This window comes from Sporosarcina ureae (assembly GCF_002082015.1).
GTDB classification, from domain to species: Bacteria; Bacillota; Bacilli; order Bacillales_A; family Planococcaceae; genus Sporosarcina; species Sporosarcina ureae_A.
In genome coordinates, this window is the sequence record NZ_CP015109.1 from 1,356,897 (window position 1) to 1,378,096 (window position 21,200).

General features: G+C 41.9%; 19 protein-coding genes and 2 riboswitches. Of the genes, 3 read left to right on the forward strand and 16 right to left on the reverse strand.

Annotated features, from left to right (window positions below):
* Positions 1 to 55: 55 nt before the first annotated feature.
* From SporoP17a_RS06720 to SporoP17a_RS06770, 11 genes are all read right to left on the reverse strand, one after another.
* Positions 56 to 1,390, reverse strand: a complete 1,335-nt coding sequence (locus SporoP17a_RS06720; protein WP_083033879.1) for an NCS2 family permease — start codon at positions 1,388 to 1,390, stop codon at positions 56 to 58.
* 80 nt (positions 1,391 to 1,470) lie between these two features.
* Positions 1,471 to 1,572: riboswitch (purine riboswitch) on the reverse strand.
* Positions 1,572 to 3,125, reverse strand: coding sequence for a glutamine-hydrolyzing GMP synthase (guaA, locus tag SporoP17a_RS06725; RefSeq protein ID WP_083033880.1), 1,554 nt, complete (start codon positions 3,123 to 3,125; stop codon positions 1,572 to 1,574). Its footprint overlaps the riboswitch before it by 1 nt.
* A gap of 203 nt (positions 3,126 to 3,328) precedes the next feature.
* Positions 3,329 to 5,497 (reverse strand): transglutaminase TgpA family protein, encoded by a 2,169-nt coding sequence (locus SporoP17a_RS06730; protein ID WP_083033882.1) that lies wholly within the window; start codon positions 5,495 to 5,497, stop codon positions 3,329 to 3,331.
* On the reverse strand, positions 5,494 to 6,672 hold the full coding sequence (locus SporoP17a_RS06735; RefSeq protein WP_083033883.1) for a DUF58 domain-containing protein: 1,179 nt from the start codon (positions 6,670 to 6,672) through the stop codon (positions 5,494 to 5,496). The genes SporoP17a_RS06730 and SporoP17a_RS06735 overlap by 4 nt, the downstream gene beginning before the upstream one ends.
* Entirely contained in the window at positions 6,669 to 7,619 is a 951-nt protein-coding gene (locus SporoP17a_RS06740) for an AAA family ATPase (protein WP_083033885.1), read from the reverse strand. The genes SporoP17a_RS06735 and SporoP17a_RS06740 overlap by 4 nt, the downstream gene beginning before the upstream one ends.
* 123 nt (positions 7,620 to 7,742) lie before the next feature.
* Complete coding sequence (gene nadE, locus SporoP17a_RS06745) at positions 7,743 to 8,567, reverse strand: ammonia-dependent NAD(+) synthetase (RefSeq protein ID WP_083033887.1); 825 nt, start codon at positions 8,565 to 8,567, stop codon at positions 7,743 to 7,745.
* Between the two features lie 16 nt (positions 8,568 to 8,583).
* The gene (locus tag SporoP17a_RS06750; protein ID WP_083033889.1) at positions 8,584 to 10,053 is read right to left on the reverse strand and encodes a nicotinate phosphoribosyltransferase; all 1,470 of its coding nucleotides are present in this window, start codon (positions 10,051 to 10,053) and stop codon (positions 8,584 to 8,586) included.
* A gap of 317 nt (positions 10,054 to 10,370) precedes the next feature.
* A complete protein-coding gene (locus SporoP17a_RS06755; protein ID WP_083033891.1) occupies positions 10,371 to 11,087 on the reverse strand; it encodes a LutC/YkgG family protein in 717 nt (238 codons plus the stop codon).
* A 2-nt stretch (positions 11,088 to 11,089) separates the two neighbouring features.
* Entirely contained in the window at positions 11,090 to 12,511 is a 1,422-nt protein-coding gene (locus SporoP17a_RS06760; protein ID WP_083033893.1) for a LutB/LldF family L-lactate oxidation iron-sulfur protein, read from the reverse strand.
* 22 nt (positions 12,512 to 12,533) lie between these two features.
* On the reverse strand, positions 12,534 to 13,253 hold the full coding sequence (locus SporoP17a_RS06765; protein WP_083033895.1) for a (Fe-S)-binding protein: 720 nt from the start codon (positions 13,251 to 13,253) through the stop codon (positions 12,534 to 12,536).
* 143 nt (positions 13,254 to 13,396) lie between these two features.
* Positions 13,397 to 14,119, reverse strand: a complete 723-nt coding sequence (locus tag SporoP17a_RS06770; protein ID WP_083033896.1) for a FadR/GntR family transcriptional regulator — start codon at positions 14,117 to 14,119, stop codon at positions 13,397 to 13,399.
* Between the two features lie 215 nt (positions 14,120 to 14,334).
* Here SporoP17a_RS06770 and SporoP17a_RS06775 point away from each other — a divergent pair, with 215 nt between their 5' ends.
* Entirely contained in the window at positions 14,335 to 16,161 is a 1,827-nt protein-coding gene (locus tag SporoP17a_RS06775; RefSeq protein WP_083033897.1) for an L-lactate permease, read from the forward strand.
* A gap of 30 nt (positions 16,162 to 16,191) precedes the next feature.
* Here SporoP17a_RS06775 and SporoP17a_RS06780 read toward each other — a convergent pair whose 3' ends face one another.
* The 3 genes from SporoP17a_RS06780 to SporoP17a_RS06790 are packed head-to-tail and all read right to left on the reverse strand — an operon-like array spanning position 16,192 to position 17,381.
* Positions 16,192 to 16,722 (reverse strand): methylated-DNA--[protein]-cysteine S-methyltransferase, encoded by a 531-nt coding sequence (locus tag SporoP17a_RS06780; protein ID WP_083033899.1) that lies wholly within the window; start codon positions 16,720 to 16,722, stop codon positions 16,192 to 16,194.
* 6 nt (positions 16,723 to 16,728) lie between these two features.
* Entirely contained in the window at positions 16,729 to 17,043 is a 315-nt protein-coding gene (locus tag SporoP17a_RS06785; protein ID WP_083033901.1) for a DMT family transporter, read from the reverse strand.
* Positions 17,044 to 17,045: 2 nt separating this feature from the next.
* Positions 17,046 to 17,381 (reverse strand): DMT family transporter, encoded by a 336-nt coding sequence (locus SporoP17a_RS06790; protein WP_083033903.1) that lies wholly within the window; start codon positions 17,379 to 17,381, stop codon positions 17,046 to 17,048.
* 139 nt (positions 17,382 to 17,520) lie between these two features.
* Positions 17,521 to 17,621, forward strand: a riboswitch (SAM riboswitch).
* Positions 17,622 to 17,700: 79 nt separating this feature from the next.
* Between SporoP17a_RS06790 and SporoP17a_RS06795 the strand changes: the two genes are divergently transcribed.
* Positions 17,701 to 18,831 carry a methionine biosynthesis PLP-dependent protein gene (locus SporoP17a_RS06795; RefSeq protein ID WP_083033905.1) on the forward strand — a complete coding sequence of 377 codons (1,131 nt, stop codon included), beginning with the start codon at positions 17,701 to 17,703 and terminating at the stop codon, positions 18,829 to 18,831.
* Positions 18,832 to 18,977: 146 nt separating this feature from the next.
* Positions 18,978 to 19,727, forward strand: a complete 750-nt coding sequence (locus SporoP17a_RS06800; protein WP_156890539.1) for a glucose 1-dehydrogenase — start codon at positions 18,978 to 18,980, stop codon at positions 19,725 to 19,727.
* Positions 19,728 to 20,048: 321 nt separating this feature from the next.
* Here the strand turns inward: SporoP17a_RS06800 and SporoP17a_RS06805 are convergent, their stop codons facing one another.
* Both SporoP17a_RS06805 and SporoP17a_RS06810 read right to left on the reverse strand, forming a co-directional pair.
* Positions 20,049 to 20,231 carry a hypothetical protein gene (locus tag SporoP17a_RS06805; protein ID WP_083033909.1) on the reverse strand — a complete coding sequence of 61 codons (183 nt, stop codon included), beginning with the start codon at positions 20,229 to 20,231 and terminating at the stop codon, positions 20,049 to 20,051.
* A 222-nt stretch (positions 20,232 to 20,453) separates the two neighbouring features.
* On the reverse strand, positions 20,454 to 20,969 hold the full coding sequence (locus SporoP17a_RS06810) for a type 1 glutamine amidotransferase domain-containing protein (protein ID WP_083033911.1): 516 nt from the start codon (positions 20,967 to 20,969) through the stop codon (positions 20,454 to 20,456).
* Between the last annotated feature and the right edge of the window lie 231 nt (positions 20,970 to 21,200).

Genomic DNA, 21,200 nt, shown 5'->3' on the forward strand with positions numbered 1-21,200 from the left:
GTAGCTTAAAAATAGTTAAAACCGCTTCCCTATTGGACTGGGAAGCGGTTTGATATTACTTAATATAGATGAAATACAAAATGAAGATCACAAAGAGTCCGTACATAATTGGATGAATTTCTTTTCTTCTACCGCTTACCAGCATTGTAATGGGATAGAAAACGAAACCGATTGCTATACCTGTTGCGATACTGTACGTCAACGGCATGGCGATAATCGTAAAGAATGCTGGAACTGCAATTTCGAAACGAGTCCATTCTATGTTTCCTAATGTCGACACCATTAATACCCCAACGATAATTAAAGCCGGCGCCGTAACTGCCGGTGTGATGACTAGTAGCAAAGGAGAGAAGAACAATGCGAGTAAAAACAACAAGGCAGTTACAATAGAAGCAAATCCTGTCTTGGCACCCGCCGCAACACCTGCAGTGGATTCAATATAAGAAGTAGTAGTGGATGTACCCATTACCGCTCCTGTTACGGTTGCCAAAGAATCTGCAAGCAATGCGTTGCCGGCACGTGGAAGTCGGTCTTCCTTCATTAGACCTGCTTGTGTAGCAACTGCAACTAGTGTTCCAGCTGTATCGAAGAAGTCTACAAATAAGAATGTGATGACGATCACGAGAAATTGTGTTGTCATCAATGAAGCTGGGTCGTTAAGAATCGCATCAAAGGCTGCACCAAACGTGGGAGCGACTGACGGAATTTTATCTACTACCTTGTGTGGCACGTCTATTAGACTGACCGCCATTCCCAAAACCGTGGTCATAATCATCCCGTAGAAAATAGCACCTTTGATTTTCCTTACCATCATGATAATTGTAATGACTAACCCAAAAATCGTTAGCAATGTAGGGCCAGCTGTTAAATCACCTAAACCTACTAGTGTATTTTCATCCGCCACAATAATTTTAGCGTTTTGCAGACCTAGGAATGTAATGAACAAACCTATACCTGCACCTACCGCAAACTTCAGCTGCGCTGGTATTGCATTGATGATCATTTCACGTAAACCTGTTAAGGAAAGAATAATAAAGATTACCCCTGAGAATAATACTCCAGTCAATCCTGTTTGCCATGGTATACCATAAGTCAACACTACCGTGAAAGCGAAGAACGCGTTTAACCCCATACCTGGAGCTAAACCGATTGGATATCTGGCTATCAAGCCCATAAACAATGTTCCAACCGCTGCTGCGAGCGCTGTAGCAACAAACACAGCACCTTTATCCATTCTCATGGAATCAGGCAAATCAGGTACAACATCCAAAGATAACATGATTGGATTAACAGCTAGAATATAGGCCATTGCTAAAAACGTAGTAATTCCACCGATGATTTCGCGACGATAATTGGTGCCAAGCTTTTCGAACTCAAAATATTTTTTCATTGTGACCTTCCTTACTCTCATTATGTAAAAAGAGACATGCGAAATAAATTCGCACGCCTCTTCTTTAATCCAATAGAAATTACATTTCCATCTTGAATCGTAGTCGAAACATTTACGGTGTTTCGGTAGAGACTTCTAGGCCTTATTCCCAGCGTTATACGATCATATTCTGTTGTTTAACTTATTCCCACTCGATAGTGCCAGGTGGTTTTGCCGTGATATCATACACAACACGATTGACTTGATCCACTTCAGTTGTAATTCTAGTGCTGATTTTTTCCAGCACATCGAATGGTATACGAGCCCAGTCTGCTGTCATGCCATCTACCGAGTGAACCGCTCTAATACCAACCGCATAGTCGTAAGAACGTTGTTCGTTTCGAACACCTACGCTTCGGATATTTGGTAATACTGCGAAATATTGCCAGATCGAACGATCAAGTCCGGCTTTTGCAATTTCATCACGTAATATAAAGTCTGCATCGCGAACGATTTCAAGCTTCTCTTCCGTAATTTCACCAAGCACACGAACTCCAAGTCCTGGACCAGGGAATGGTTGACGATTAACGATTTCTTCAGGCAATCCAAGTTCCGCCCCTACCGCACGCACTTCATCTTTAAACAATGCACGTAATGGCTCGATTAACTCGAAGTCCATATCTTCAGGCAAACCGCCCACATTATGGTGAGATTTAATAGTTGCAGAAGTTGCAGTTCCGCTCTCGATGATGTCTGCATAAATTGTACCTTGTGCTAAATATTTAATACCGTCTAGTTTAGCGGATTCTTCATCAAATACGTAAATAAATTCATTACCTATAATCTTACGTTTTTGCTCAGGGTCTGTAACACCTTCTAGCTTGTTCAAGAAGCGTTCGCGTGCATCTACTTTAATAAAGTGCATGCTGAATTGTTCGCTGAATGTTTTCACTACACTTTCGACTTCGCCTTTACGGAGCAAACCGTGGTCCACGAAAATACAAGTCAACTGGTCACCGATTGCACGGTCGATTAAAGCAGCTACTACTGAAGAGTCTACTCCACCACTTAGCGCACAAAGCACTTTACGATCACCAACTGTTGAGCGAATCTTCTCCACTTCTATTTCAATGAAACGATCCATTGTCCAGTCTCCTGAAGCTTTACAGACTTCAAAAACAAAGTTACGCAAGAAAGCTTTACCGTTTTCCGAACGATAATCTTCTGGATGGAATTGAATCGCATAGATTTGTTGTTCGTCATTTGAAATAGCTACAATATTACCAGCCGAATCTTTTGCGGATACAGTAAATCCTTTAGGTAATTCCGCAATATCAGCACTGTGGCTCACCCAGACGTTTTGTTTGTCAGTCTGACCAGCAAACAATGTAGATGTAGTATCCACTGTCAACGTTTCTTCTTTGCTTTCGCCGCTTGAATTCTTTTCTACCTTACCATCTAAATGATCGACAATTACTTGAGCTCCGTAACTGATGCCCAATACAGGAATGCCTAATTCGAATATTGCCGGATCGATAGCATACGCGTTCTCGTCTCCAACAGATGCTGAACCACCGGAAAGTACGATACCGACTGGATTCATTTTTTTAATTTCCTCAATTGTTGTTGTATGGGCGTGTAGTTCACTATACACACCGAATTCGCGAATTGTACGCGTGAAGAGCTGATTATACTTACTACCGTAATCGAGAACTACAATTTTTTCTTGTCCAGCTAACACAGGAGCATTTGACAACTAATCCACCTCTTCCAATTTTTTATACCGTTTCAAGCCTCAACTACAAAAGACGCGTTAGAAAGTCAACTTTCTACGCGTCTTTTCCATCAAAGAATCCAAGTACTGCTAATCGATGATAGCCGACGTTCGTTAGCGCAAGATCTGTCGTGGACTTTTCTTGCATCATCCGTTCTATATTTTACGCATATTTCGCTAAAAAATCAACATGTTGTACTAATAATTAAATCTTCCCATACTTCATTCAACTTATCCCATTCTTGCGTCTCCCAGTCATTCCCGTATATTCCTATTTCATACGCATGGGTTAAGAAAGTCATACGATCTCCACCGTACCGCTCATCTACGAGTCTAGCATAGTTGGAAAGCGTCATCGCGGTATCTTTTGGCATTCCGGTCCGAGCTAATTGTTGTAATAACTGTGTGAATTGCTGTTCGAATTTCGCGCGACCGTTTGGCAGTTTCCTGAGTTGTTTTATACGCCATTTCGGCAGCCAATTGTTTCTTTTACTATAGACAATCAAACTCGCTCCTATAATTAACACAAATAATGATGCATAAATCCACCATTGACTGAACAACCATGCAAATCTTTGTTTGAATGCGTCGAACACAGACGAACCCTTTGTTTTCTTAGGAAGTTCTTTCTTTTTTTCCACTTCCGGTTTCACAGTTTTTTCAATTTCCTTTTCTTCAGGACTTTCATTCGTATTGTCAAACTCAATCTCTGTCGGATGTGTAAAACCTAGTGTCGGCTCAAAAGGCATCCATCCAATTTCAGGAATATATGCCTCTACCCACGAATGAGCCTCATCATTCGTCACGCGATAGACACTTTTTCCAGATGCTTTAAATGCCATTTCCCCTGGCGCAAATCCTTTCACCCAACGCGTCGGTATATCTACAGTCCTGAGCATGACTGCCATAGAAGTAGAGAAGTTATCGCAATAACCTTTTTTCGTGTCGAATAGAAATTGATCCACATAATCTTGTTCTTCATCAGGCACCGGAACATTTTGCGTTTCATATACAAAACCGTTCTTTTTGAAGTATTGCTCTACAGCTTTCACTTTGTCATAGACGGCCGCTTCATTTTCTGTAATCGATAAAGCCAGTTCTTTCACGCGTTCTGGTAATTCTTCCGGTAGTTGCACATAGCTATTTAAATCTTCTGGAACCGTCTCATAGTTCACCATCTCTGTTTTCTGCAAATCTGACAGGATGTATGTAGGTTCAACAAACTCTATTTCATACTGTTTAATCTTTTCTTGTAGACCCATCAACAAGTATAGTCGGTTTGCTGTCAACTCGTGCATGAGGTTCAAACCTTCAGGTGAGGATATCTTTGTCGTGCCATAGGGAGTAGCAAGGAATGGTAATGGTTCAACAAAATCCAATGTAACATGCGAGACTTCCCCTTCGATCGAGGGCTCCCAGAAATTTTCACCTGTATCCAGCAACTCTTTGTTTGATTCATGATCCTGCACCCAACCCTTTGAAGTATATGTATCTTTCGTTTCGATACGCCAATATTGCCGTTCGTCAACGGATGCTTCGAACACCAATTGATTGTCTTGTACGAAAGCTCCACCTAGTTGCGTATCATCAGGGTCATAACCCGCTCTGGCTTGTCCGTTGTCAGATACGTTATCTCCCGCTCCGCTCAACGATAGTAGGAACGGCACAGGATCTGGCCACGCAGGGGGGTATACCGGTGCATTTCTTGCTAGCAATCCGACAGACATCACAATCAATACCACTGGCAATGAAAGCAAAAGTAATCTCTTTGGACGAAGTGACAATCTTTCATCGCCCGATAATTTAATTAATGTTAGGCAACCTACAATTAATAAGCCTACTATCATAATTCTTACTATAGACGAAGTAGCATCATAAGGCGTGAACGTATCCAAGAGCGCTACAAATAGTATTGTAAAACCAAAGAACATCATCATACTACGTCGCACTTCAATCCAGTGGCGAAGTAAATAGGCGATCATCCAAACAAGCGTAAACAACAATAACGTACGGAATAAGTTCGATAATTCACCGAGATCACCTTTGAATAGCAACAGGACATTTTGTTGGACTTCTTGCAAAATATAGCCTATCACAGCCATAGAGATCCATAGTTGATCAAAATACATATAGTGGATAGCCCATACTATATATAGAATCTGCATCGCCCCACTGATCCACCATGGCAGTCGCAATAAAGCCAATGCAAAAAAGAGTACTAGATAGAGGATGAATAAAGAGGGATGGCCAAAATCCGTCAAATCCATAATCGGGATAAACCACTCCCACAACAAGACAGTACTGAGCGCATATAAAAACAACAGGACTTTCCAATCCAATATGGGTCTCTTCATGAATTCACCGCCTTCATCAACGCTGATGAACGATCAGACGGATATATCATTTTCACTGTAATACCAAGCGATTTCACTTGATTAACAATAGGTTCTAGAGATTTTATGTTCGTTTCATCTGTTATTAGCACAAAGCAAACCAGTGCGGATACATTATGAGTACATGCCAACACACTACGGACGAATTCCATGCGAAGGTTTCCTGTAATAAGCAACAAAGCATCTCCAGCCAATTCTTTCTCTATCGGCAATCTCACCTTTTGTGTATCTTCAGGTTGAATTTTCGCAAGATGCACTAATGCTTGTCTAGTCTGATCCGCGGATTGTATAGACGGAAACACTTGTGGCTGGTCACTCGCTGTAATCAGGGTCAACTTGGCATGACTCTGCCTGGCAGATACAACAATTGACGCTGCAAACTCTACTGCATCTTCAAATGTTTCGGATATCCCGCAATCCAGCAACAACGTATGTTGTTCCGAACGCTGTTCATCAAATTCCTTTGTCATTAATTTCGAAGTACGTGCAAATGATTTCCAATGAATCCACGAGATCCGATCCCCTGGCGCATATTCTCTGATACTGGACGGGGTGGTTGCATCTTTCGCTAGCATGTAAGCAGAGTGTTGCTGCCCTTCGCTCGTCCCATAAGATGCTGATTCGTATACCAAGTCTGTTACGCTCGGATAGACTAGAAAATGATTCTGCACAACAAAAACTCTTCTTTTACGAATCCAATTAAAAAAATCTACCACTTCCACTTCTACTGTCGGTAATGTGTATTCGCCACGCTGAACGTTTTTCAGTAAGTAGATGTGCTCATATGTTCTCCGAAATCCTAAGAGCATAATTTTTCGTTCAATCTTTTCGTGCTTAGCATGTACTCGCTTATCCAGTAATACTACATACAGTAGAGGGAAAGGGAAGTTCCTTTTTAACACCACCCGAATGGATACCTGTCCATTCCTTGATACATGTCGATCTTCAATATACCGCGTAACGGTTAGATCACGTAATGGGTACAGGTAAAGAAGCACCGAATATGTTACAAATGGAATGAGCGTATAGAAAATGAACCAGCTAACGAAGCCCCCTTGAAATTTTGCGAAAACGTAAGCAGCTGTACCAATGGTTACGACACTCGCGAATCGCCCAAATGACTGCAATCCCTTCATAAGGTAGCAGACCTGCGCATTACGGGAACCCGCTGACGCTCGAGGATTTGACTAACTATTTCCTCAGCATCAATTCCTTCGTATTTCGCTTCAGGACGTAAGATCATCCGATGCGAAAATGCAAACGACGCTAAATATTGTACATCGTCCGGCAAGACAAATGTGCGCCCTTTTATGAATGCGTAAGCTTGACAAGCCCTCATTAATGCCATCGAACCTCGTGGACTTACGCCTAAAGAAACAGATTCATGCTGGCGGGTTGCATCCGCACAATCCACAATATAAGAAACGATTGTTTCATCTACTGTAACCTCTCGCACATGACGCTGTAACTCCAATAATTCATCCACTGTTAGAATCGCATCGATTTGCTCAATCGGTGTTTGTAGTTCCGCTCTTTTCAATAATTCCATCTCTTGCTGCTTTGTCGGGTAACCCATTTTCAACTTGAAAATAAAACGATCAAGCTGCGCTTCTGGTAGGGGGTAGGTCCCTTCATATTCAATAGGATTTTGTGTCGCCATTACGAAAAACGGTTTCGGCAATTGAATAGTTGTTCCATCTACCGTAATCGATGCCTCTTCCATCCCTTCCAATAATGCAGCCTGTGTTTTAGGTGATGTTCTATTGATTTCATCAGCCAAAACGATATTACCAATCAAAGGGCCTGGACGAAATTCAAATTGCATCGTTTGCGGATTATAGATGGACACGCCCGACACATCGGAAGGTAATAAGTCTGGTGTGAATTGGATCCGCTTAAACTTCGCGCCAATTGAAGTTGCAAGCGCTCTCACTAGCATCGTTTTACCAACGCCTGGTACATCTTCAAGTAATACGTGACCACCCGCTAACAATGCCGTCATGCTTAACTCCGCTATATCACGTTTTCCAACTATAACTTTTTCAATATTATTCAATACTCGTTCGATCCATTGTGAATGCATAGTTATTCTCTCCCGTCACGAACTGAATCCGTCTTTTTATATGAGACTATCATACCTGAAACGCATAACCTCGACAAACAGAAAAAACTACCGACCTTTTATCTCACAAAAGGTCGGCAGTTTTCATTTCCAAAACTCATCAAATACCGTAATAGGCAAATGACGTTTATGCGCTGATTTCAAATAATGCCCTTCTATTTGCTTTCGTGCCTCATTCGACACTTCTTTTCCTTCAAGATAGTCATCAATTTCATCATACGTTACACCTAATGCTATCTCATCTGGAATGGCAGGCTTATTGTCTTCCAAGTCGGCTGTAGGGATTTTATTGTATAAATGTGGAGGGCAATCTAGCGCTTCTAATAATTGTTTTCCTTGGCGTTTATTCAATCGGTAGATCGGCATAAGATCCGCTGAGCCATCACCAAACTTGGTATAAAATCCAGTAATTGCTTCAGCTGCGTGATCTGTACCCAGAACGACAGAATGATGAATGGCCGCTACAGAATATTGTACCTTCATACGTTCCCTCGCTTTTTCATTTCCTTTATCAAAATCAGAAATATGGAGACCCGCCTTGTTCATAGCCCGCTCACTAGCATCCACTGCTTCTTTAATATCAACTGAATAAACGACCGACGGACTGATGAAGCGCAATGCATCCTGGCAATCGTCTTCGTCAAATTGCACACCGTATGGTAAACGAAGAGCATAGAAACGGTACCTTTCGATTCCTTCTTCCCCATTAAGCTCGTCAACTGCCATCTGCGCCAACTTGCCGACTAAAGTAGAGTCTTGACCGCCGGATATGCCTAAAGTGAATCCTTGCAAAAATGTATACTTTTTCAAATATGCTTTCATAAAGTCAATGGAAGTCCGGATCTCTTGCTGCGGATCAATTTCCGGTTTCGCACGTAATGCTTGGATAATTTCTTGCTGCAATGTCAACTCTCCCACTTCCCTTTCATTGTTTGGTATAGTTCTCGACCATTTCATGCACTTCTTCTATATTACGTCTCTTATTGTCCCAACACTTCTGACTAAGATCGACAGGATATTCTTCAGGATTCAACGAACGCTGATATTCCTCCCATAGTAGAGAAAGATTTCTTTGTGCAAATTCGCGAATTTCATACACTGGCGGGTTTTTATAAATAACGGTCCCATTCTGAATCACATGCTCGTGTAAGTTCACCGCTTCAAAATTCGTCACAAATTTCGAGATAAATGTATGCACGGGGTGGAACATTTTGAGACGCTCCTCCTTTGTCGGATCCTCATCATACATCGTAATATAATCGCCTTCCGCTTTACCATTTTCAAGGTCAATAATTCGATATAATTTTTTACGGCCAGGTGTCGTGACTTTCTCTACGTTAGCTGAGATTTTAATCGTATCTTGCATTTCCCCGTGATCGTCTTCAATAGAGACAATTTTATAGACCGCACCTAGCGCTGGTTGATCATATGCCGTAATCAGCTTTGTTCCGATACCCCAAATGTCCACTTGGGCTCCTTGGGCTTTCAAGTTCAAAATCGTATACTCGTCCAAGTCATTGGATACAACAATTTTCGCATCCGGGAATCCTGCCTCGTCTAACATCCGGCGAGTTTCTTTCGATAAGAATGCAATATCTCCGCTGTCCAGTCGTACACCGATAAAATTAATGCTGTCACCAAGCTCTTTTGCTACTTTAATGGCTGTCGGAACACCAATCTTTAATGTATTGTACGTATCCACTAAGAATACGCAGTCTTTATGACGTTGTGCGTAAACTTTGAACGCAGTGTACTCATCTTTATACGCTTGGACAAACGAATGTGCATGCGTTCCAGAAACAGTTAGTCCGAAACGTTTCCCTGCACGTACATTGCTCGTGGACTCTACGCCACCAATAACTGCTGCACGCGCGCCCCAAACTGCGGCATCCATTTCATGCGCGCGTCGGCTTCCAAACTCCATCACAATGTCATCTTTCACTACTTGCTTAATACGGCTAGCTTTTGTACAGATCAATGTCTGGTAGTTCACGATATTCAACAATGCTGTTTCGATCAATTGCGCTTCAATCAAGTTCGCTTCAATCCGAATGATCGGTTCATTCGCGAAAACGAGCTCTCCTTCTTTCATGGAGTAAACGTCGCCAGTGAAACGGATGCCTTTTAAATAATCGAGGAAATCATCAGCAAACCCGAGCTCTTCTCGTAAATAAGCTAGATCACTTTCTGTGAATGAAAATTCCTCAAGATACTTCAGTACATGTTCAAGGCCAGCAAATATCGCATACCCGTTACCGAATGGAATTTTTCTGAAATACACTTCAAATACGGCTTTCCGTTCATGAATGCCGTCCGCCCAATACGATTCGGCCATGTTAATTTGATAGAGGTCTGTGTGTAACGCTAAGCTGTCGTCTTTGTATGATGAAGTCATAGTCGTCTCCTTCTTCCGCTGCAATAATATTGTCATTATACACTATTTTCCCTGTTTCTCAGCAAAGTAATCATTAACCGACGAATCGATTTCAGAAATATAACTTTTTAAGGTTAACAAAGAAAAAATTATGAAAGAAATGTGACCATGAACCACGTGTTCCCAATGCTTTGCTTTTTCTACTGAATTAAAAAAGACAGAAAGTACATTCCAATTAATTTTGGAATTCGTTTTCTGTCCCTTGTGATTATTTTCAATAGAATTTATTTCTGGTTTAGCTACTCACTTTTCAAACGAAAGCAATTCTCATTCCTTTTTCAACAATCTTCTATCACTATATACGTCGCTTTGACCGGGCCGTGTACACCAATGACTAGGTTCATTTCGATGTCAGCGGAGTTACTGGGACCAGTGATAAAATTGATGCAGGACGGGACTTGCTCGCCATTGTTTAGTTTTTCTCGAATCATATCTGACGCTTGGGTAATTCTCGGGACTAGCGTGCTTTTAGGGATTAAGGCAATATAATGCGTCGGGAGCAAGCTGACGGAACGACCTTTGTCCGCACTACTGAAAAGTACGACGGTGCCGGACTCAGCGAGAGTCATGTCGCTAAAGGTGATACCGATGTTTGCTTGTTCAGCCCGTTCGATATTCTTCTCTCCAATGAAAGGATCCCAACTATGGACTTCAATTTGTTCTGACGGCCACTTCGTCTCTAATAGGTCCGATAATCCACATTCCTCAAAACGTTCGTCTCTCCACAGAGATAGCGGTCCGCCACCGTAAGCTTTTACGACTTTATCCAGCGCGACCGGCAACGATTCTTTTGTCGTGTCCACAATATCCGTATGAATTTGCTCACATTGCACACGCAACACTTCGAGTAATTCATCTATCGAAGCATCAGCTAACACTGTTCGTTGAGGTTGATGTTTCCATATCGGCTTTTCTACTTCCTTTTTAGGTTCGCGACCTAGTTGTGTCGCGATGGTCTCTAGAAATGGACCACGGTTTTGAATGGATCCTGCCATACTTATTCGCCTCCTTTCTGATCATAGAACCAATCGCGAAAACGTGTATTTCCGACAGCTGGGAACTCCCGTAAATCTGTCCAACCTTTCAGTGGACCTGGACCTTTTGAAATTCGGTCATTTTTCGTCAACGGTTTCATGGCGGTAGAGGCTACTTTTGAGCCCATAGAGTACAACGGATTAGAAGAAGCACCGATTCCGAATGCTTTCATTGCTAGTCTTTCGGAAATAGGTGATCGACCTTCCTCTTCCACTATGATGCGTCGATGTGTATGAAGTAGTTCATGAAGAGGGATTTTCACCGGACAAGCATCCGTGCACGCTCCGCATAGTGTTGAAGCAAAAGGCAACTCCTTGAAATCGTCGTAACCTCCAAGCAACGGTGATAGCACAGCACCAATCGGACCCGAATAAATGGAACCGTATGAGTGCCCGCCAATATGACGATAAACAGGGCATACGTTGACACAGGCAGCACATCGGATACATTGCAGCACAGACTGAAATTCTGTTCCTAATATTTCTGAACGACCATTGTCGACGATGACTAAATGAAATTCTTCTGGGCCATCTACATCCCCTTCATCTCTAGGGCCAGTTAACGCTGTGACATAACTCGTCAATTTTTGACCTACTGCACTTCGTGTCAATAAACTGACCAGCACTTCGAATTCTTCAAAGGAAGGTACGACCCGCTCCATCCCCATTACTGTAATTTGAGTTTTCGGCAACGCGGAGACTAGTCGTGCATTCCCTTCATTCGTCACGAGACTAATAGAGCCAGTTTCAGCTATTGCAAAGTTGCAACCTGTGATACCTATGTCTGCATCCAAAAATTCTTGACGCAGTTTTTCGCGTGCATGCAAAGCTAATTCTTCGGGTTTAGAGGTATGATGGTAATCCAGTTTCTCCGCAAACACTTCACGAATTTGTTCTCTGTTTTTATGAAGCGCCGGTGCTACTATATGAGAGGGTGGATCATGATCATCTACTTGAAGGATATACTCCCCTAAATCTGTCTCTATCACTTCGCATCCGGCTTCTTCTAGAACGCTATTCAAATTAATCTCTTCTGTTACCATAGATTTCGACTTCACGACTTTTTTACCGTCTTTTTTGTTGACGACATTCCGAACATACTCACTGGCTTCTTCAGCAGTCTTTGCGAAAAATACATGACCACCGCGTTGTGCAACATTTTCACTTAGCTGATGTAAATAGTAATCTAAGTTTTCAAGAACATGTTGACGAATTTCCTCCCCATGTGAACGCCATTCCTCCCAACTGCCTAACTCTTCTGCGGCGTCTAATCTTCTCCCGTGCAAACGTTCTTGAGCGCCCGCCACTGCCTGTCTCATAAAATCATCTGAAATATTATCCTGTGTTCGATCTGTAAAGTTTTTCTTACTGAACTTCATCGCCATTGCTATCACCTCCCTTTTTTATTTACTCATGACTATTCAATACTTGTGCGATATGCATAACTCGTATAGGCTTGCCTATACGTTCTGCACGTCCGCCTATATTCATGAGGCAACCACAGTCCGCTCCAATTAAATAATCTGCCTCTGTCGCCATGGCACTATTGACCTTCTCATCTACCATCTGTTCAGAGATATCTCCCATCTTAACGGAGAATGTTCCGCCAAATCCGCAGCAATTATGCGCATTGGGCAAAGGGATCATTTCGAGTCCTTCCACTTGATTCAATAATTTTCTCGGTTCTTCGCTAACGCCTAGTAATCTCGTCATGTGGCAAGAGGGATGATACGTCGCTTTTCCTATCAATTTCGCTCCTACGTTTTCCACTTGCAATACATTCACAAGAAACTGAGTGAACTCATATGTTTTATCTGCCAGCTCTTGTGCTCTAGGTAACCAATCGGGATCATCTTTGAATACTTCCGGATACAATTTAAACATAGTGGCACAAGATCCTGACGGTGTGACAACATACTCCGCTGTTTCAAAAACCTTTATCATATTCTTCATCGCTGATTTTGAATTTTCTACATAACCACTATTATAAGCAGGCTGTCCGCAGCACACCTGTCCTTTTGGAAACGATAGTTCACAGCCCTGTCTTTCTAAAATTTTCACCATGTCTTTACCGGCATCCGCGTAGAACATGTCTACCAAACATGTGATAAATAAGCTTACTTTCATAGTCATTCACCTCTCTAAGATAGATTTCATAAGGTCAACAGGTCATCAGATGACTTTAAGTTTTTTCTAGCATACTATAAATTCTATTGATTTAACAGACTTTTAGGATAATAATTATGAAAAATCACCCATGGCGGGTGATTTTACTTTGTATTTGTTTTTAAGTAATTGGACAATACATTTTCAACATTGACCAAATGACCTTGCATATGAATCGCAGCCTCTTCTGGTTGTTGTTCTTTGATAGCTAGATAAATCGCTTCATGTTCTTCGTGTAATCGATCAACTGTCGCAGCATCCGTAAACAAACAAATTCTTCGCGTTTCCCTCATGGATTCTCCTATTAGGCCCGCCACATGATTCATCAATGTAACAAGTAATGCGTTACCCGTCGCTTCTGCAATCGCAAAGTGAAAGTCAAGATCCGTCTTTTCTCCAAGGAGAATATCACCTGCATGCTCTTTCATATTACGCAAGGCTGCTTCCATTTTTTCTAAATCTTCGTTTGAACGATTTAATGCTGCGTTGGTAGCCGCTCCTACTTCAAGCACTTTTCGCACACCAAGCAAATGATCAACGTCTTGCTGACTCATTAAAATAGCGCTTTGTAATGGAAACGCCAAATCTTCAGATGAAAATTCTTTGACGAATGTTCCTTCACCTTGTTTCATTTCAATGAGTCCCACCGCACGCAATGAGGTCAGCGCTTCCCGAATGGCTGATCTACCAACACTAAAACTTTCCGCAAGTTGCTGTACGGATTCCAGTTTATCTCCAGGCCTAAGCTCTCCACTACGAATCATTTCCAGTAAAGCATCCGCTACTTCTTCATATATTTTTTTGGGCTTAATTTGCTTGTATTTCACAATCATTCACTCCTGTCTACTTGTTCATTATAATCTAATTAGAGAATGTTCGGTGTATAAGAATAGAAAAGTATTTATTCATAAGTCTGAAAAATATCTTGTCTTTTAATTTAGCAGTCTATATAATCAAAAAAAGAAGTCGTTGGGTCATCAGATGACTAGTTCAATAACGATAGATGTAAGCGATTTCAAATAAAGTTGTGGAGGTCTTTCTTATGAGTTTACTCGTCCTATCAATTATCGCATTACTGCCTATTGTTACAATCTTTGTGTTTTTGGTCTTATTTAATTGGCCAGCCAGTCGAGCTATGCCTGTTGCTCTTGTCGTTACCACGTTAATTGCTATATTTATTTGGGGAACAAAAGCAAATATAGTAGCTGGCGCCGCTTTCAATGGATTAATAACCGCTCTAGAAGTAATTTTCATTGTATTTGGTGCTGTTCTGTTGCTCAATACAATCAAAGAAAGCGGAGCCATCCACACTATCCGTAACGGCTTTACTACTATTTCTCCAGATCGCAGGATCCAGGCAATCATTATCGCCTTTCTATTTGGTTCATTTATAGAAGGTGCATCAGGGTTTGGAACACCGGCTGCAGTTGCAGCACCGCTGTTAGTCGCTGTCGGCTTCCCTGCACTTGCCGCTGTTATGGTCTCATTGGTTATTCAAAGTACAGCTGTATCATTCGGCGCAATCGGAACTCCTATTCAAATCGGCGTCAGTACAGGACTAGCCGATCAGCCTGCCGTAATGACGGCACTTGAGAAAACCGGCATAGGTTTTCCAGAGTATTTACTACAAATCACAACGAATATTGTATTAATCCATGGCATAGTGGGAACGTTAATCCCTCTGTTCCTTGCCGCTTTACTGACACGCTTCTTCAGCCCATCTAAATCTTTCCGTGAAGGTCTGAAAGTATGGAAATTCGCAATTTTTGCAGGCCTCGCCTTCACTATTCCTTATTTCCTGATCGGTATAACGCTCGGTCCAGAGTTCCCTTCTTTACTAGGCGCCCTTATTTCATTGATCATCGTGATACCTGCTGCAAAAAGAGGTGTATTCATGCCGAATGCCGAAGATACTTTCGAATTTCCTCCACGTGAAAAGTGGGAAGAAGAATGGTTTGGCAAACTAAATCATGAAGCAGCAAAACCTCAGGACGAGAGCCGCAAGATATCTATGTTGAGCGCTTGGATGCCGTACGTAGTGCTTGCAATTTTGCTTGTGCTTTCTAGAACAATCGATTCCTTCACTGCATTATTAAAGCATTCAGCGGTCACCATAACATTCGACAATATGTTCGAATCGGGAATCACAACGGCTACTGCGCCATTATTCTTACCAGGCTTCTTCTTCATTATCGCTTCATTGTTCGGTTATTTATTGTATCGAATGAAGCCTGCAGAGTACGCACTTGCATGGAAGAATTCTTTCTTAACCGTCGTTACGGCCGGTGTCGCTTTGATCTTTGCTGTACCGATGATAAAAATATTCTTAAACACTTCACTAGCTACCGGAAAAGCCGCTGCTGATAGCGCTTCGCTTGTCGGTGAAAACATGCCGCTTATTTTAGCAGAAAGTGTTTCGGTTGTTAGCGGAGATTTTTGGCCAATTGTTGCACCAATTGTCGGTGCGTTGGGTGCGTTCATTGCAGGTAGTAATACGTTCAGCAATATGATGTTCTCACTGTTCCAGTTTGGCGCTGCAAGTAATATTGGTCTTGATACTGCACAGGCTGGTATCGTCGTTGCGATGCAGGCAGTAGGCGGTGCAGCTGGAAATATGATTTGCGTGCATAACGTCGTTGCCGCTTCCGCTACAGTTGGCCTGATTGGTAAAGAAGGGTTACTAATACGCCGTGTACTTTTCCCACTCAGCTATTATCTGTTGACTGCAGGTTTCCTCGGAATGGCTATTATTCACGGAGTATTCAACATCTGGCTACTCATCGCGATCATCATTGCGGCTAGCTTCATCATCAAGATGGCAACAGATAAAAGTTCCTTGTTAGCAAATACTTCGAGACAACCATCATAAATAAAGAGCCGTTGTGTATACGGCTCTTTTTCACGTGCGTATTCCACCATTTTCCATAACTCTTCTTTCAAGCAGGATCAGCTGGTCCTTCTGTTCTTTTCCGTCGCGATAGCCTGATAAGTCCCCGCTTTTTGCAATGACCCGATGACACGGTATGGCGAGTAGCACAGGATTCTTGCCAATTGCCGAAGCCACGGCACGAACGGCAGATGGTTTACCTAACCTGTCTGCAATATCTGAATAGGTTACCGTTTCTCCGTATGGTACCTGTCTCAACATTTCCCATACTCGATGTTGAAACGGTGTGCCTACTACATCCAGTGTAACTAGAGATAAACTTGTAAGCATTCCTGAAAGATATGCTTTTATTTCATTTATATAGATATCCAAGCAGACGGCATCTTCTACTATCTCGTCAGAACTAATTCGCTTCAACCAGTTTTTCATACGTTCCACACTATCTTTCGCCACTCCTACATAACAAAGTCCTTTTTCTGTAGCAGCAAGCGTTACTGTCCATTCTTCATATTCAAATCGTGTCCAATAAACCAGTGTATCCACTCTCCTTTATCCGAATAACTTTAAACCAACAGCACCGAGAATAATGAGCGATAAAAAGAAAAGACGTTTAACGCTAGCAGATTCTTTGAAAATCAAAATCCCCATCAATACAGCTCCCGCTGCTCCAAACCCTGTCCATACCGCATACGCTGTACTCATTTGAATTTCACGCATAGCAAGAGACAAGAAGACGAAGCCGAAGCCAAATATCCCGACAATGAGTAACAATCTCTTTATAGACCGTTTCTGTAAATAGTAATTAATACTTACCACACCAAAAATCTCACCGAGACTGGCAATAGCCAAATACACCCAAGCCATCGTCAGCCACCTCCTTCTGTATCTACTTGTTCATCTGTAGTCAACTTGATACCGACTACCCCGATGACAATTAATCCGATAAAGGTCAGCGTAACCCACGTGAAATCTGCTTGAAAGATGAATATATCCACCAAAAGGATTGCCGCGGCACCCGATCCGGTAAAGACTGCATATACCGTACCTGAAGGTAATTTTTCGCATGCCTTAATAATAAAATAAAAACTCAATATAATCGCCACACCTGTTCCAGTCCATTGAATTGCGGTTTCAGAGTAACGCAGACCAACTACCCAGAAAATTTCTATAATTGCCGCTAGGGCAACATAACTCCAAGCCAAAATAAAAATCTCCTTTCTTTCATGAATAGTACCTATAAGTATAGCAAAAAGTCATCCGATCACGATAAAAGGAAGCTTGCTTCTAGTATATCCGCATGGTAGAATAAATCCATCAACAGTTTTTTATATATTAAGAATATTCTTATCGAGAGAGACGGAGGGATAGGCCCATCGATGTCTCAGCAACCAGCCTCAGGCACGGTGCTAATTCCAATGGTGACACCACCTTGAAGATGAGAATCCTGTATACACTTGTATGTTCGAGGGCCTATTCGAAAAGAAGAGGTTCTTTTTTATTTTGTTGGGGGGATGGATATTCATGACGAACAATGGATTAGAAACCAGATTAGTACAACTTGGGAACCACAGTGATGAGAAAACTGGAGCAGTTAATACGCCTATTTACTTGTCTACAGCGTATCACCATGAAGGTCTAGGAAAATCTACGGGATATGATTACACACGAACAAAAAATCCTACGCGTTCGATCTTAGAGGATGGAATCGCAAACTTGGAATCTGGTGATCAAGGATTTGCGTGCAGTTCTGGAATGGCAGCCATCCAACTAATTTTATCCTTATTTAAGACAGGTTCAGAGCTACTGGCACCTGAAGACTTATATGGCGGCACGTATCGTTTATTTAATCAATACGAAGAGACCTACAATGTGAAGACTCGTTATCTATCGTTTGATGATGTTTCAGAAGTCGAGCAAGCAATTACTGATCGCACAAAAGCGATCTTCTTGGAAACGCCCACAAACCCATTAATGCAAAACATAGCAATTGGGACGTATGCAGAATTGGCCAAAAAGCATGACTTATTATTAATTGTCGATAATACATTCTTAACGCCTTATTTCCAACGACCTATTGAAGAAGGCGCAGATATCGTCATTCATAGCGCAACAAAATATATCGGTGGACATAATGATGTACTAGCAGGTCTAGTCGTCGCAAAGGGTGAAGAGTTATGCGAACGCCTATTTACTAACCATAATGCGATTGGCGCTACATTGTCCCCTCTTGATTCCTGGCTAGTTGTCCGCGGTTTGAAAACATTGCATTTACGCATGAAACAGCATGACGTCAATGCGAAAGCAATGGTATCTTACTTAGAACAAGAACCTCTCATTGCCGACGTACTCTACGCTGGAGTCGGTGGCATGTTATCTTTCCGAGTGCAAAATAGCGAATGGATAGGACCATTCCTTGAAAACATGAACCTCATTTCATTTGCCGAAAGTTTAGGCGGCGTGGAAAGCTTTATCACGTATCCGACTACGCAGACGCATATGGATATTCCATTAGAAGAACGCAATCGCCGTGGAGTGGATGATCGTTTGCTACGCTTCTCTGTTGGTGTAGAAGATGTAGATGATTTGATTGCTGATGTAAAACATGCTCTTTATGCTGCAAAAGAAATAGTGGAAGCCGTAAAAATTCAATAATAATAAATCGCACAACTCGAACCGTCAGTTACACTATGGCAGTTCGAGTTTTTTGCAGGTAAAGAAAATATGCTAAACCCTTTAATAGTTAGATGTTAAAGTATATACTGAAAAAGAACATACATTTATTATTGGAGGCGAGATTGTTGAATCGTTTAGAAAATAAAGTAGCAGTAGTAACTGGCGCCGGGTCTGGAATTGGACGAGAAATTGCTGAGCTCTATGCCCGTGAAGGTGCGAAGCTTATCATCGCAGATATGAATATGGAAGGTGCAGAAGAAACTGTCCAGACGATTAAAAATGCTGGCGGTCAAGCGCTGGCAGTTAAGACCAATGTCACGGTGGAAGAAGATGTACAAAGAATGATTGATACAGCAGTGGAGCAATTCGGCACACTGGATATTCTAGTGAACAATGCCGGTATTATGGACAATATGTACGCTGCAGCTACAGTTACGGATGAGATATGGGACAAAGTATTAGCGATCAACACAACAGGTGTCATGCGTGCAACTCGTAAAGCATTAACTATCTTCGAAGAGAAAAAAGCAGGTGTGATCGTCAACATGGCTTCTATCTCAGCGGTGACAGGTGGTCGAGGTGGACTGGCTTACACTGCGTCAAAACACGCGGTCGCAGGAATGACAAAAAGCGTCGCTTCTCAATACGGTCCCTTAAACATCCGCTGTAACGCAATTGCACCAGCACAAATCCCAACTAATATTACAAACAGCCTAACTCAACCAGATGAATTCGGAATGAAACAAGCTTTAAGAGGCGTAAATATGATGAGCCGTCCTGGAACAAAGGAAGAGATCGCAAACATTGCACTATTTCTAGCCTCAGACGAATCCTCATATGTTAATGGCGTCATTATGGAAGCTGATAATGGCTAGTCTGCCTATTAGGATTTACTCTCTTATAGAAGTAAGGCTTGGAAACATTCAAATAATTTCATATAAAACATACTAACATAACTACCTCACCCCGTTTCCCTGCACTCCGAAAGGCACGCTTTCCGAGGGGCGTGGCTTGAGCCGCTTCCTTCGCTTTGCTCCGTCCAGGGTCTCAAGACGCACGCTGATCCCTCAGGAGTCGGCCTTTCTCCGTTCCGGTACACTCTGATACTCTAAAAAACATTTTCTTATAAGAACAGAAAAAAAGCGTAAAGGATTCCCCTTACGTTTTTTCTGTTCTCTCCCAACCTCTTTTCTTTCTTACTGAGTTGTATGCCATTTTTTCTTTTCGCTTGCATAGACGACCGCTGCCGGTGCTACGATAAACGCAAGTGCCACCATTCCGGAGAACATGCCTGTCAGTTCTTTACTTCCAAAGGAAAATCCAGCTGCTACACCTAATGCAATCCCTGCCAATACCGCCAACGTAACAATTTTATACATGTTAGATCCCCGACCTTTCATTTGTAAGAAGCGATCGTCTCGCCGATTTATTTGTTACTTTTAGCATACTCTCATTGAGAACCTTTTTCAAGTGCAATTGAGAATCTTTTTCAGCGTCTATGAAAATGTATTGATATTGTATGTCATGAGCAGTATTTTAATGTTTAGAAAACATGAAAAAACCGTCAGGGCTTAGTTACACCCAGACGGTCGAAATAATTATTATTTTTCTAGAAGTTTTAGTGATTCACGATTAAATGCTGGGATATCGTCAGGTGTACGGCTTGTTACAAGTTGGTTCTGACAAACTACGACTTCTTTGTCTGCGTACTTTGCACCTGCATATTCCATATCTACACGGATGGACGTGTACCCTGTTGCATCGCGCCCTTCAAGCGCTTTTGCTGTAATGAGCAATTGTGGGCCATGACAAATTGCGAATACAGGTTTTTTTGCGTCCATAAATTCTTTGACGAATTTCACGAAACGATCATCTGCACGTAAAATGTCTGGTGAAAATCCGCCCGGAATAAACAATGCGTCGTAATCCGATGATTTAGCGTCATCAATTGCTTTATCAATTCCCACTTTTGTATTTTCTTTCATACCTGTTACTTCTGTTCCTGCTTCCGCGCCAATCACTTCTACTTCGTGTCCAGCTTCCTTATACGCGGCAGCCGGTTTCATATATTCTGAGTCCTCAAACATATCACCAAGTACTGTTGCAATTTTAGCCATAATGCTTACCACTCCTTATGTGATGTTCTGTAAATACTATTCCACATTATAAAGAGTCTAAACATCATCACTCGTGATCTAGTTATCCTATAATTGGTTATTGGATATATTTGTTGTTAAGTGGAGTTCTTTCCTACCTGTATAATTTTGTATACAATAGGGTTACTATATAATACGGTGCTACATGTAGACAAGAGCCTCTTAAAAAGATGAATAGGAATGTATTATAGC

Excerpts from the sequence above, each read along its gene's own strand:
- SporoP17a_RS06720 (WP_083033879.1), bottom strand. The coding sequence starts at position 1,390 with ATGAAAAAATATTTTGAGTTCGAAAAGCTTGGCACCAATTATCGTCGC.
- SporoP17a_RS06730 (WP_083033882.1), bottom strand. The coding sequence starts at position 5,497 with ATGAAGAGACCCATATTGGATTGGAAAGTCCTGTTGTTTTTATATGCG.
- SporoP17a_RS06735 (WP_083033883.1), bottom strand. The coding sequence starts at position 6,672 with ATGAAGGGATTGCAGTCATTTGGGCGATTCGCGAGTGTCGTAACCATT.
- SporoP17a_RS06740 (WP_083033885.1), bottom strand. The coding sequence starts at position 7,619 with ATGCATTCACAATGGATCGAACGAGTATTGAATAATATTGAAAAAGTT.
- SporoP17a_RS06750 (WP_083033889.1), bottom strand. The coding sequence starts at position 10,053 with ATGACTTCATCATACAAAGACGACAGCTTAGCGTTACACACAGACCTC.
- SporoP17a_RS06755 (WP_083033891.1), bottom strand. The coding sequence starts at position 11,087 with ATGGCAGGATCCATTCAAAACCGTGGTCCATTTCTAGAGACCATCGCG.
- SporoP17a_RS06760 (WP_083033893.1), bottom strand. The coding sequence starts at position 12,511 with ATGGCGATGAAGTTCAGTAAGAAAAACTTTACAGATCGAACACAGGAT.
- SporoP17a_RS06765 (WP_083033895.1), bottom strand. The coding sequence starts at position 13,253 with ATGAAAGTAAGCTTATTTATCACATGTTTGGTAGACATGTTCTACGCG.
- SporoP17a_RS06775 (WP_083033897.1), top strand. The coding sequence starts at position 14,335 with ATGAGTTTACTCGTCCTATCAATTATCGCATTACTGCCTATTGTTACA.
- SporoP17a_RS06785 (WP_083033901.1), bottom strand. The coding sequence starts at position 17,043 with ATGGCTTGGGTGTATTTGGCTATTGCCAGTCTCGGTGAGATTTTTGGT.
- SporoP17a_RS06795 (WP_083033905.1), top strand. The coding sequence starts at position 17,701 with ATGACGAACAATGGATTAGAAACCAGATTAGTACAACTTGGGAACCAC.
- SporoP17a_RS06805 (WP_083033909.1), bottom strand. The coding sequence starts at position 20,231 with ATGTATAAAATTGTTACGTTGGCGGTATTGGCAGGGATTGCATTAGGT.
- SporoP17a_RS06810 (WP_083033911.1), bottom strand. The coding sequence starts at position 20,969 with ATGGCTAAAATTGCAACAGTACTTGGTGATATGTTTGAGGACTCAGAA.